This is a genomic window from Yeosuana sp., from assembly GCF_057126245.1.
Genome location: NZ_DBNGMQ010000075.1, coordinates 16,548 through 28,704 on the forward strand (window position 1 = coordinate 16,548; position 12,157 = coordinate 28,704).

Consider the following 12,157-nt stretch of genomic DNA (forward strand, 5'->3'; position numbering starts at 1 on the left):
TTGATAATCAGTACACAAAAATAAACATGGTAAAAATGAGAGAACTTAATGATTTTCATTTGTATTTTCGCTTAATTGTTTCAAATATAGATGTTTGTAATATCCATCAATATTTACAAGCGTATCATGGGTGCCTTCTTGTACAATTTTCCCATTATCTAAGACAATAATTTTATCTGCATTTTTTGCTGATGAGACTCTATGTCCCACAATAATGGTAGTTTTTCCTTTAGAGACTTTATTTAAATTTTTTAATATTTTTTCTTCTGTTTCCGTATCAACAGCAGAAAGACAATCATCAAACAACAAAATTTCTGGATCTTTAATAATTGCTCTAGCAATTGAAACACGCTGTTTTTGCCCGCCAGAAAGCGTTATGCCACGTTCTCCCAAAATAGTTTCATAACCATTATTAAACTTCACAATATTCTTGTGAACATGTGCCTGCTTAGCAGCTTCAATAACCTCTTCATCAGTCGCTTCTTCTTTACCGAATTTTATATTATTTTTTATCGTATCAGAAAATAAAAATGCATCTTGAGGTACATATCCAATGGCGTTTCTTAAATCGGTTAAATGATGTTTTGAAATTTCTAGTCCATTCACCTGTATAGAACCTTTATCAATATCGTACAATCTACCAATTAAGTCTAAAATAGTTGATTTACCGGAACCAGTTTTACCCAAAATGGCGAGTGTTTCTCCATGATTAATACTGAAACTAACACCCTTCAAGGCATTTATATTAGTATCATCATAGGTAAAAACTACATTTTCAAAAACAATGTCTCCAGTAACAGTGGTATGTTCCTGAACGTTATTTTTAATTTCGGGTTCAATTTTTAAAAATTCATTAATTCGCTTTTGAGATGCCTCAGCTTGTTGAACTATAGATGTCACCCAACCAACCGTAGCGACTGGCCATGTAAGCATGTTAACATAAATAATAAATTCTGCTATGGTTCCCAAACTCTCAATTTGACCATTAATATATTGCATGCCCCCAATGTAAATGACCACTAAATTACTAACGCCGATAAGTAATATCATCATTGGAAAAAAAAGAGCTTGAACCTTAACTAAACTCAACTGTTTTTGCTTGCTAGCGGTTGAAAGCTCATTAAAACTTTTAGACGTCTGTGGTTCTATGCCATACGCTTTTATGACTGAAATACCACTGAATGATTCTTGAGTAAATTCTGATAATTTCGATAAATATTGTTGAACAATAGTACTACGTTTATGAATTTCTCGACTTAAATTATAAATAGCAATAGATAATATGGGTAAAGGAATAATTGTATAAAGCGTAAGTGATGGGGCTTCTCTATACATATAAAGAATGGCAATTATAAAAAGCGTAATCGTATTTATACTATACATTAAAGCCGGGCCAACATACATTCTAACTCTACCTACATCTTCACTTATACGGTTCATTAAATCGCCTGTTCTATTCTTCTTATAAAAATTTAAAGATAGTTTTTGGTAATGTTGATACACTTCATTTTTTAAATCATATTCGATATATCTAGAGACATTAATAATTGTTTGCCGCATTAAAAAACTTAAAAGACCAGCAATAATAGCAGCTCCTATTATATAGAAAATAATTTCAGCAAGTTCTGATTGAATCGTGTTTTCTCCAGAACTTAAATTCTTTTTATATTTTTCAATAACTTCAAATATTTTTCTAACGTAACGTGGTGTAAATAATAGAAATATTCTTGCTATAATGGTTATAATAACACCTATTACTAAATGCCATTTATATTTTAAAAAGTATTTGTTTAAATGCTGTAATTCTTTCATTTAAAGGGGTGCCGTTATCTTTTATCTGTTTCTTAATGTAGGAAATGGCAAAGATACAGCATTAAACACTATAAAATAACTGAAACCCTTGTTAGGTCTGTTAAAAATAACTTAAACTAATTTTGGAATAATAAAAACAGAAATTGTCAACGTTCTTTTTAAAATAGTATTATTTTTGCGCTTTAAAAGAAATGATTCTTTTACCTTTTAAATAAAAATAAGTTCTTTATAAATATGCTAAACAGAAGACATATTCGTGTAAAAGTGATGCAGACGCTATATGCTTTTAAAGGAAGTGAGGGTGATGATTTTAGTAAAAATGAAAAGTTTTTACTTTTTAGTATCGATAATATGTATAACCTTTATTTATTATTGATTTCTCTTTTGCTTGAAGTTCAAAAAAGAGCAGAAACTGATTTAAGTAAAAAGCAAAAAAAGCATTTAGCAACTCAAGAAGATAAAGATCCCAATAGAAAGTTTGTAAATAATCAACTATTTGAAATTCTAAAAGAAAACAGCGCTTTAAAACATAAAGTAAAAACGTATAAAGTTGTTGATTGGGAGTTAGATAGTGAGTATGTTGATGTGATTTTTAAGGCTATTATTTCAAGTGATTTATATAAGGAATATATGAAAACTAGAGTATCTGATTTTAAAGAAGATAAAGAGTTTTTAGTTGATATTTATAAAGAAGTTATTGCTCCTAACGATAAGCTTTACGAGTATATTGAAGATAGAAACCTAACTTGGTTAGATGATCTTCCTACCGTAAATACGACTATCTTAAAACTCTTAAGAAAAGCCAAATCAACCTTGTCAGATAGTTATTTTACACCGAAATTATATAAAGATATAGAGGATAAACAGTTTGCTATTGATTTGTTTAGGAAGACTATTTTGAACCAAGACGTTTTAAATAATGAAATTGAACTGAAAACAAAAAATTGGGATAAAGATAGAATTGCCAATGTTGATTTTGTCTTATTGCAAATGGCTATTTGTGAATTTTTAAATTTTTCTTCAATACCTGTAAAGGTGACGATTAATGAGTATTTAGAAATAGCTAAGGAATATTCGACGCCAAAAAGCAGCATTTTTATCAATGGTATTTTAGACAAATTGGTTAAAGAATATGAGAACGAAGGAAAGCTAAAAAAAATGGGGCGAGGGCTCATGTAGTTTTCTGTTAAGAAAGGACTAAAAAATTTTAAATAGATTAAATAATTGTTACTTTTACAAACCAAATAGTAAAACATAAATTATGAAAAAAGTTATATTAGGAATAGCTGCTTTGGGTTTAATATCCTTTACTTCTTGTAAAGAAGATGCTACTAAAAAAATTAATGAAAGTAATGTAGTCGTTGCGGCAGAAAGAGATGCAAATTCAAATAAATTCCCAGTGCTTGAATTTGATAAAATGGAGCATGATTTTGGTGAAATTGAAGCCCGTCAATCAGTAGAAACAGAATTTAGTTACACTAATGTTGGTGATGCTCCTTTAGTTATTACTAATATTAAAAGTTCTTGTGGTTGTACGGTTCCTAAAGATTGGAGTAGAGAACCTTTAGCTCCAGGTGAATCAGGTAAATTTTCGGTAAAATTTAACGGCAGTGGTTCAAATAAAATAACAAAAACCATTACAGTAACTGCCAATACAGAAAAAGGTTCTGAAGTTGTTAAAATAACAGCTTTTGTGAAAGCAGATCCAAATAAAACGGCTCAAGTACAAGGACCACTTAGAACTAACTAACAATAATAAATATATTTATAAAAAATGGGTGATATAGGACAATTTTTACCGTTTATCTTAATGTTTGTAGTTGTGTATTTCTTTATGATTGCACCACAAATGAAACGTGCTAAAAAAGAAAAGAAATTTGCAGCAGAATTAAAAAAAGGGGATAAAATAATTACAAAAAGTGGTTTGCATGGTAAAATATTAGAACTAGGTGATAAAGATAATACCTGTATTATTGAAACCATGTCTGGTAAAGTAAAGTTTGAGCGTTCTGCCATCTCAATGGAATTGAGTTCTGCTTTAAATGCACCTCCTGCAAAAAAGAAGTAATAATAAATTATAGACTATAAAAAGCTTCCAAAATTGGAAGCTTTTTCGTTTTTAACAATTTTTGTATTTATCATTCAACCCAATGCCTTTTAAAATCATGGGTTTTATTTTCTCTAAACGACTTTTTACTGTAGCCTCCCGTTTAGCAGTTTCTATATATTCTTCAACGGAACTTATTTTTCTCATTGATTTATTTTAGTCAATTTAATTTATTTTAGATTTTAAATGCAAGTCCATTTGAGGGAATGGGATTGTAATATTATTTTCAATAAATTTCCTATTAATATTTCTCCTAATATCACTCTTTACTTTACTGATTCTAAAAATATTTTTACTAAAAAACAAAACCTGAAAGTCTAATGATGAATTTCCAAAATTAACAAGTCTTGCTTCAGTTAATTCTCTATTAAAGATATCGGGATGTTCAAATGTGCTTTCTTCAAGTATTTTAATTACTAAATCCACATCGCTACCATAAGAAACTCCGACATCTATTCTAAAGCGGGTTTTTTTTGATTGATGACTCCAGTTTATTACTTTATTAGTTGTGATAAGTGAGTTAGGAATTATAATTGAAATATCATCTCTATTTAATCCTTTTGAAGTACGTAATCCAATCTCTTGAATTTTTACAACATCACCATCTATTTCTAAGACATCATTTATTTTAATGGACCTCTCAGAGAGCAGAATTATTCCGGATATAACATCATTAAATGTTTGTTGTAAACCGAGACCAATTCCAACAAGTAAGGCCGCAGAACCTGCAATTAATACGGTAACTTTTACTCCTATTGTTTCTAAAATAAAACCAACAGCAACTACCCACATGACATATTTGATGATTTGGAATAATGAATATGTATTTCCACTATCAAATTGTTTTAACCTGCTTTTACGAAAGAGCGATTTTTTAATTAGCCATAGCAACACTTTTATTATGATAATAATTAATAGTACCATAAACAATGTAACAACTCTTAGTTTATATTGTCCGGAGTTAATTAATTCAAATTGTAATATGTCATTTATGGTTTCCATAGGATTCATTTATTAGTATTAATAATGCCTTGGCAAAATAAAATTCTAGTCGTTTTATAAATTGTTAATATGAATAAACACAACTCTTGAAAGGTTAATTACTTTTTTGAGCTGTCAATTCAGCAATCTTACAAATTACTTCTGTTGCTTTTACCATGCTTTCAATAGGTAAATATTCATAACGTCCATGAAAGTTATGTCCTCCAGCAAAAATATTAGGACAAGGCAAGCCCATATAGCTTAGTTGTGCCCCATCTGTCCCGCCACGAATGGCTTTAATTATAGGTTTGATAGCTAATTGCTTCATCGCTTCTTCGGCAATATCAACAATATGCATCACGGGTTCAACCTTTTCTTTCATATTGTAATATTGATCTTTAATACTTATTTCTATAACCTCTCTTCCATATTGTGAATTTAGCTCATCAGCTAATTTTTGGATGACTTCTTTTCTAGCTTCAAAATGACCCCTATCATGGTCTCTAATAATATATTCCAAGACAGTTTCTTCTACTTCACCTTTAATTGAAGATAAATGAAAAAAACCTTCGTAACCCTCTGTATGCTCTGGAGTTTCTAAACGTGGCAATGAGTTTATAAACTCTTGTGCAATGTACATAGAGTTTATCATTTTGCCTTTAGCATACCCTGGGTGTACTATTTTTCCTTTTACTTTTACCACTGCTCCAGCCGCATTAAAATTTTCATATTCTAACTCACCAATCTGACTGCCATCCATGGTATAGGCCCAATCTGCACCAAATTTTTCTACATCAAATTTGTGTGCACCACGACCAATTTCTTCATCAGGAGTGAAACCAACACGAATTTTTCCATGTTTTATTTCGGGATGCTTTATTAAATATTCCATAGCCGAAACAATCTCACAAATCCCTGCTTTATCATCGGCGCCAAGCAACGTTGTTCCATCTGTTGTAATTAAAGTTTGACCTTTGTATTGTAATAAATCTTCAAAATAATCTGGTGATAGAATAATATCATCTTCGGCATTTAAAACAATATCTTTTCCATCGTAGTTTTTTATAATTTGAGGATTAACATTAGTGCCAGAATAATCTGGAGACGTATCAAAATGAGCAATAAACCCAATGGTTGGAACCTGATGTTTTACATTACTAGGTAAGGTAGCCATAATATAGGCGTTATCATCAATAGTGACGTCTTGCAAGCCTATAGTTTTTAGTTCTTCAAACAGTTTATTGGCTAAATCCCATTGTTTTTTTGTACTTGGCGTACTCTCAGATTTAGGGTCTGACTGAGTATCTACAGTAATATAACTAATAAATCTATTTATAATGTGTTGCATGATATAATTTTAGTTCTTTCAAAAATACTACTAATTTTTAAAAAGCTAATACGTATTTATTTAGAAATGAATAGTATTTTTGCACAGCAAAACAACTTAGATGTACAAATCAATTATCCGTCCTATCTTATTTTGGTTCGATCCTGAGCAAGTTCATCATTTTACCTTTTCTTTAATTCGTTTTATTAATAAGATTCCTCTAGTTACCCAATTAATTAAATCAGTATATACTGTTGAAGATTCAAGGTTAGAACGTCATGTTTTTGGACTCACTTTTAAAAACCCCGTTGGGTTAGCAGCTGGTTTTGATAAGAATGCAGTTTTGTATAATGAACTATCACATTTTGGATTTGGTTTTATTGAAATAGGTACAGTAACACCTAAAGGACAAATTGGCAATCCCAAAAGGCGTTTGTTTAGATTAAAAGATGATCAAGGGATAATTAACAGAATGGGTTTTAACAATGAAGGTGTTGAAGTAATTGTTGATCATCTCAGAAAAAATAAAGGACATGTTATTATTGGAGGGAATATTGGAAAGAATACAGCTACTAAACCCGAGGATTACACTAAGGATTATTTAGACTGTTTTAAGGCTTTGCATCCTTTTGTAGATTATTTTGTGCTTAATGTAAGTTGCCCCAATGTAAGTAGTCATGCCAAATTAAATGATAAAGCTTATTTAGAAGAGCTTATTAAAGAGGTGCAAAAAGCTAATAAAAGTTTTAAAAAGCAAAAACCAATTGTTTTAAAAATTGCACCCGATTTAAATAATACGCAATTAGATGAAATAGTTGACTTAGTAATCGAAACCAAATTAGATGGTGTGATTGCTAGTAACACATCCATTGATAGGCAAGGGTTAAAAGCATCTCAAGAGCTCTTAAAAGTCATAGGAAATGGAGGTTTAAGTGGTCAGCCCATAAAAGATAAAAGTACAGATGTTATAAAATATCTATCAGAGAAAAGTAAGAAGGCGTTTCCAATTATAGGTGTTGGTGGTATTCATTCTCCTAAAGATGCCATAGAAAAAATAGAGGCTGGAGCCGATTTAATTCAGTTATATACCGGGTTTATTTATGAAGGACCCAAACTAGTTAAAGCTATTAATAAAGAACTTCTTAAAAAATATATTTAGCTATTTAATAAACCTTTTTATGATTTTTGAATCTTTATTAGTGATTGTGATAATATAAGATCCAGAAGATAAATGATCGACTTGTATTGGCTCATTTTTTAAGATTCCAGAAACAAAGACTTGTCCCATCAAGTTAGAAATTTCAAAATAATTCGATTCTTTATTATTCAATTTAACATAAAGGAGGTTCCCTGAAATAGGATTTGGATATACTTTAATGTCTGATTCATCTTTTGATTCTGTTCTAGAAATTTCATCGGTCGATTCATCACAAGTTAAGTAGTCTTTGGCAGTCATGTAGTAGGCATACATTCTTGCAAGTTGTTCTTCGGAAAAATAAGAACGACAACCCTTGTAAGCATAAGACATGATATTTTTAGTATTTGGGGCATACAAATCTCCATTAGCATCCGTTTGGGTACCAATATACCTGCAAAAATTATTTACATTTTCAGCAGTTAACTTAGGGTCTGCAGGTGTATCACAAATTTGATCACCGTCGCTACTACAGTTGCTACCGTTTACTAATTCAGAAGTTAAATTAGAATTATCGACACCATGTGTATGAATTAAAGAAAAGAAATGTCCCACTTCGTGGGCCAATGAAGAACCATTTGTAGCACAATCATTTTGCATTAGTATAATATCAAAAACTTTGTTGCTATATGTATAACCACAAATATTTTCGTCAGACGAATTTTTAATTAAGTCTGTAAAATAAATATTAATCACACCCGATGTATAATAATCTTGAATTAATAATTTTTCATTTGTTGTTTTAAATTGGTAAAAATCATCACTATCTATAAAATTAATTCCATTACAGAGAAAAAACTCCATAAATGCACCACCAAATGTTTCGTTTAGATTCGTAATAGCTTCCTCAAGTTCAAGTTCACTTATACCGTTTGTGCCATCAGAAGTTCTAATAATATGTGCTTTAATAGGTATATATTTCTTTGAAAGGTTTTTTGAACTATTACCTTTTGAAGAATTACTCCCTTTTGATTTTAAATTTAAAAACTGTGATTGATAGTTTTTTAATTGAGGTTTTATATCGTTAAAATATTTAAGAGTTTCCGCAGAAGTATTGGTCCCACAGCTCTTATTTAAGTTATTTTGGGATTGTACATGAAAGGTCGTTGTAGCAACAATTATAAAAAGAATGATCTTAAGATTACAAATAAAAACTTTCATTGGGACGAAGTATTAATTAAATGTAATTACAATCAACTTTCTATAATAAAATAGACGTTAAGTGGTTGTTATTTTCGTTTAAGTAAGAAAAATCATTCCTAAGTTACAAAAGCACAGCTAACAAGTTTAATGTTTATTAAATGAATAGATGTTATGTTTTCTGTCTCAATAATATTATTTTTATCCTCTTACTAGTAAACAAAATAATGTCTAAAAAGATAAAGATTATTGAATGTCCTAGAGATGCCATGCAAGGCATTAAGGACTTTATTCCTACAAAGAATAAAGTGCAATATATTCAGTCTTTGTTACGTGTAGGGTTTGATACTATTGATGTTGGTAGTTTTGTGTCTCCAAAAGCTATTCCGCAAATGGTTGATACTTCAAATGTGCTAGCTCAGTTAGACTTAAGTAAAACAATCAGTAAAATACTAGCTATTGTTGCTAATGAACGAGGCGCGGAAGATGCTTCACAGCATAATCAAATAGATTATTTAGGGTTTCCATTTTCAATTTCTGAAAACTTTCAAATGAGAAATACCCATAAAACCATTGCGCAATCTGTAATTACTTTAGATAGAATTTTAGATATCGCCAATAAAGCAAATAAACAGGTGGTGGTTTATATTTCTATGGGGTTTGGAAATCCGTATGGAGATCCATGGAATGTTGATATAGTAGGTGAGTGGACAGAACGATTAAGTAAAATGGGCGTTAAAATTATCTCATTAAGCGATACTATTGGAAGTTCAAACCCTGAAAGTATTCATTATTTGTTCGCCAATTTAATCCCTCTATATCCAACTATTGAGTTTGGTGCCCATTTGCATACCACTCCAACCACTTGGTTCGAAAAAGTGGATGCAGCATACAAATCTGGATGTATGCGTTTTGATGTTGCTATTCAAGGATTTGGAGGTTGCCCAATGGCAAAAGATGAGCTTATAGGGAATATGCCAACTGAAAAATTATTATCCTATTTCACTTCTAAGAAATATAATCAACTTGATGCCTTAAGTTTCGAAAGCGCATATAATGAGGCCACTAAAATTTTCTCTAAATACCATTAAAAATTGAATTCTAATCCTGCATAAGCACCAAAAGGATGACCTGGTCTTAATCCAGATGGAACTCTTGAAACCACATAGGTTGTATTAAATAAATTAATAATATTAGCGGTTAGATTAAGGTAACTGGTTAGAAAATATTTTCCAGAGGCATCTATTATAAAATTAGAGTTTACGCCATTGGTGTTTGTTATTTTTTCGGTTCCGGCGGACGTTCTAAAGGCACCATTATATCTTCCGTTTAGGTTTATTTCAAAAGTTTTATGTTCTATAGAGATACTTGTGTTAAATTGATGTTTAGCTAGGTAAGGTAATTGGTCTCCGGTTGTTACTTCTCCCCATAATTCATCATCACTTCCAAAACTTGTTAAAAATTCTGAATCGGTAAACGTATAGCCAAAAGTGATTGGTAAAGCTAAATTTTTGTTGCGTTGCAAAGGATCATAATTTATTAAGAATTCAACTCCTTTTACATTTACTTTACCAGCATTAAATTGTTCTAAAGATCCTGTTCCTCCGGTAGCAGCTAAATCACTGCCAAGTAAGTTGCTGTATTTATTATAAAAACTTACCAGTTCTCCTCTTAAACCAAGAATATTAAATCGAGTCCCTAATTCGTAATTAACGCTTTCTTCGGGTTTTTGACCTTCTTGATTGCTAGGAGGAGAAAACCCTTTGTGAATGCCACCAAAAAGCGATAAGTCGTTTCTAAATTTATAGTTAAAGCCAATTCCGGGTATAAACACATCTACTTTATTTTCGCGAAATGATAAATCATTTCCATTTCTGTCTGGATCGCTTTTGCCAAAGTTTTCTCTTATTAAGGTTATGTTCTCATACCTTAAACCCGGTGTTACCGTTAATTTGTCATATTTAAATTTATATAATAAATAGGAAGCTAAGGCTTTTGCGCTACTAATTCGGTTGGCATCGGTACCGGGTCTGCCTTTAGATGTTAAGTTCATGGTTCCATCTATAATATTATAGCCATCGACCCATTGAAAGCGATCTTCTTCATCATAATGATAACGGACTCCAATTTCTATATCATGAAAAAATTGATTACCAAACCAGTGATAGTCTATTTTTGTTTGAACGCCTTTAGAAATATAGTCCCGATTATTTGCTTTTAGCAGTAAAGCATCGTTATTAGAATCTGAGGTTCCATTGATAATGTTCATATAGTCCTGATAAGCTTCTGGTGTTTCTAAAATGTTTGCGATACCAACTCTATTATCATTGAAAACAACATCATTTAGTTTATACCAATTTCTGGAAAATCCGTTGTAATAGGCATTGGTGGTTACTCTAAATAATTTAGAGACATCTAACTGATGCGTTACCGCAAATTGAATGTGTTGGTTAACCATTTTGTCGTATTGAGACGACGCGTATCGGTCGTAAGGAGTGTTTTCAAAATCTGATTCAGTTAAACCAAGATAGGTTTCATGAGAAACTTCATCTGAAAATTGAAATTTCATTTCTAATGACTGCTGGATGATTGACTTTTCACTACTTTGAAATCTGAATTTAGCAACTAAATCGTTTTTATCGAAACCTGTGTTGCTATTATCTGGAAGATTTTTAAATCCGTCTGAATTAAAATTCAAATAATCAATAACATATCCAAAGTTAGATCTATTGTCTCCTAATTTTATCTGTAATTGGTTGCTATTAAAACTTCCCGTTCTCGCTCTAATTCTTGCATTAAAATTATCCGGAATATTACTGGAAACCATGTTAATGGCACCTCCAGTTGTAAAAGGACCATACTGAACTTGACTACTTCCTTTCAATATTTCAATGGCCTCCATTCTTGCGACCGAGGGGAAATAATAAGCCGCTGGTGCGCTATATGGTGCTGGAGCTATTAAAACGCCATCTTCCATAAGTGAAATTTTAGAGCTTCGTTCTGGAGATGTTCCCCTTAAACTAATATTTGGTCTTAGGCCAAATCCGTCTTCTTCATAGATATTAACACCTGGGACAGCCCTTAAAACCTTATTAATATCGGTATAATTAAATTTTACTAATTCTTTTGGTGAAATATAGTAGGATGAACCCGTTCTATTTCTAGCTTCATATTTGTTTCCAAATATCACATTCGTTTTTAACAATACTTCGTCTAGCTTTTGAACGGAGTCGATTGGTGTATTTTGAGCATTTAATGTACTGAATACAAACGTTAAATTTAGTAGGAAAAATCTTTTCATCTTATTTAGACTAATTAAAAATAATATAATTACAAAGCAAAAATAAAAACTAATATTTGATTCTCAAAGCTTATTTAGAATAAATAAAAACAAAAAATTCAAATAATTGTAAAACAATGATATATATCATATTACGCGCTAAAAGTTAGCCTGGATAAAGCTTAAAATGTTTAATAATGACTCTTAGATAGTGTTAAAGAAGGAGAGAAACAAGAAAAATTATAAATGTATTTAAAATAAAATTTAGAACGTTTTCTTAATGTTGTAGTATTTTAATTAACTAACAAAGAAGGC

11 protein-coding genes are annotated in these 12,157 nt (G+C 30.8%); 5 read left to right on the forward strand and 6 right to left on the reverse strand.

Annotation, left to right across the window (positions count from 1 at the left end):
- Nucleotides 1–45: 45 nt before the first annotated feature.
- A complete protein-coding gene (locus AC15TD_RS09225) occupies nucleotides 46–1,812 on the reverse strand; it encodes an ABC transporter ATP-binding protein (protein WP_484451854.1) in 1,767 nt (588 codons plus the stop codon).
- A 234-nt stretch (nucleotides 1,813–2,046) separates the two neighbouring features.
- Between AC15TD_RS09225 and nusB the strand changes: the two genes are divergently transcribed.
- The 3 genes from nusB to yajC all read left to right on the forward strand — a co-directional run bounded on the left by nusB (nucleotide 2,047) and on the right by yajC (nucleotide 3,880).
- Complete coding sequence (gene nusB, locus AC15TD_RS09230) at nucleotides 2,047–2,991, forward strand: transcription antitermination factor NusB (protein WP_484451855.1); 945 nt, start codon at nucleotides 2,047–2,049, stop codon at nucleotides 2,989–2,991.
- 82 nt (nucleotides 2,992–3,073) lie between these two features.
- Complete coding sequence (locus AC15TD_RS09235) at nucleotides 3,074–3,562, forward strand: DUF1573 domain-containing protein (protein WP_484451856.1); 489 nt, start codon at nucleotides 3,074–3,076, stop codon at nucleotides 3,560–3,562.
- 24 nt (nucleotides 3,563–3,586) lie between these two features.
- Nucleotides 3,587–3,880, forward strand: coding sequence for a preprotein translocase subunit YajC (gene yajC, locus AC15TD_RS09240; RefSeq protein ID WP_484451857.1), 294 nt, complete (start codon nucleotides 3,587–3,589; stop codon nucleotides 3,878–3,880).
- 51 nt (nucleotides 3,881–3,931) lie between these two features.
- Here yajC and AC15TD_RS09245 read toward each other — a convergent pair whose 3' ends face one another.
- The 3 genes from AC15TD_RS09245 to pepT all read right to left on the reverse strand — a co-directional run bounded on the left by AC15TD_RS09245 (nucleotide 3,932) and on the right by pepT (nucleotide 6,248).
- The gene (locus AC15TD_RS09245) at nucleotides 3,932–4,066 is read right to left on the reverse strand and encodes a hypothetical protein (RefSeq protein ID WP_484451906.1); all 135 of its coding nucleotides are present in this window, start codon (nucleotides 4,064–4,066) and stop codon (nucleotides 3,932–3,934) included.
- A gap of 18 nt (nucleotides 4,067–4,084) precedes the next feature.
- On the reverse strand, nucleotides 4,085–4,921 hold the full coding sequence (locus AC15TD_RS09250; protein ID WP_484451858.1) for a mechanosensitive ion channel family protein: 837 nt from the start codon (nucleotides 4,919–4,921) through the stop codon (nucleotides 4,085–4,087).
- 94 nt (nucleotides 4,922–5,015) lie between these two features.
- On the reverse strand, nucleotides 5,016–6,248 hold the full coding sequence (gene pepT / locus AC15TD_RS09255; protein WP_484451859.1) for a peptidase T: 1,233 nt from the start codon (nucleotides 6,246–6,248) through the stop codon (nucleotides 5,016–5,018).
- 100 nt (nucleotides 6,249–6,348) lie between these two features.
- Here pepT and AC15TD_RS09260 point away from each other — a divergent pair, with 100 nt between their 5' ends.
- The gene (locus AC15TD_RS09260) at nucleotides 6,349–7,386 is read left to right on the forward strand and encodes a quinone-dependent dihydroorotate dehydrogenase (protein ID WP_484451860.1); all 1,038 of its coding nucleotides are present in this window, start codon (nucleotides 6,349–6,351) and stop codon (nucleotides 7,384–7,386) included.
- Here AC15TD_RS09260 and AC15TD_RS09265 read toward each other — a convergent pair whose 3' ends face one another.
- A complete protein-coding gene (locus AC15TD_RS09265) occupies nucleotides 7,387–8,583 on the reverse strand; it encodes a zinc-dependent metalloprotease (RefSeq protein ID WP_484451861.1) in 1,197 nt (398 codons plus the stop codon).
- 206 nt (nucleotides 8,584–8,789) lie between these two features.
- Between AC15TD_RS09265 and AC15TD_RS09270 the strand changes: the two genes are divergently transcribed.
- On the forward strand, nucleotides 8,790–9,653 hold the full coding sequence (locus tag AC15TD_RS09270) for a hydroxymethylglutaryl-CoA lyase (RefSeq protein ID WP_484451862.1): 864 nt from the start codon (nucleotides 8,790–8,792) through the stop codon (nucleotides 9,651–9,653).
- On the opposite strand, the gene AC15TD_RS09275 is transcribed toward AC15TD_RS09270, so the two are convergent.
- Nucleotides 9,650–11,863 (reverse strand): TonB-dependent receptor family protein, encoded by a 2,214-nt coding sequence (locus AC15TD_RS09275; protein ID WP_484451863.1) that lies wholly within the window; start codon nucleotides 11,861–11,863, stop codon nucleotides 9,650–9,652. The genes AC15TD_RS09270 and AC15TD_RS09275 overlap by 4 nt on opposite strands.
- Between the last annotated feature and the right edge of the window lie 294 nt (nucleotides 11,864–12,157).

Excerpts from the sequence above, each read along its gene's own strand:
- AC15TD_RS09225 (WP_484451854.1), bottom strand. The coding sequence starts at position 1,812 with ATGAAAGAATTACAGCATTTAAACAAATACTTTTTAAAATATAAATGG.
- nusB (WP_484451855.1), top strand. The coding sequence starts at position 2,047 with ATGCTAAACAGAAGACATATTCGTGTAAAAGTGATGCAGACGCTATAT.
- AC15TD_RS09235 (WP_484451856.1), top strand. The coding sequence starts at position 3,074 with ATGAAAAAAGTTATATTAGGAATAGCTGCTTTGGGTTTAATATCCTTT.
- yajC (WP_484451857.1), top strand. The coding sequence starts at position 3,587 with ATGGGTGATATAGGACAATTTTTACCGTTTATCTTAATGTTTGTAGTT.
- AC15TD_RS09245 (WP_484451906.1), bottom strand. The coding sequence starts at position 4,066 with ATGAGAAAAATAAGTTCCGTTGAAGAATATATAGAAACTGCTAAACGG.
- AC15TD_RS09250 (WP_484451858.1), bottom strand. The coding sequence starts at position 4,921 with ATGGAAACCATAAATGACATATTACAATTTGAATTAATTAACTCCGGA.
- pepT (WP_484451859.1), bottom strand. The coding sequence starts at position 6,248 with ATGCAACACATTATAAATAGATTTATTAGTTATATTACTGTAGATACT.
- AC15TD_RS09260 (WP_484451860.1), top strand. The coding sequence starts at position 6,349 with ATGTACAAATCAATTATCCGTCCTATCTTATTTTGGTTCGATCCTGAG.
- AC15TD_RS09265 (WP_484451861.1), bottom strand. The coding sequence starts at position 8,583 with ATGAAAGTTTTTATTTGTAATCTTAAGATCATTCTTTTTATAATTGTT.
- AC15TD_RS09270 (WP_484451862.1), top strand. The coding sequence starts at position 8,790 with ATGTCTAAAAAGATAAAGATTATTGAATGTCCTAGAGATGCCATGCAA.
- AC15TD_RS09275 (WP_484451863.1), bottom strand. The coding sequence starts at position 11,863 with ATGAAAAGATTTTTCCTACTAAATTTAACGTTTGTATTCAGTACATTA.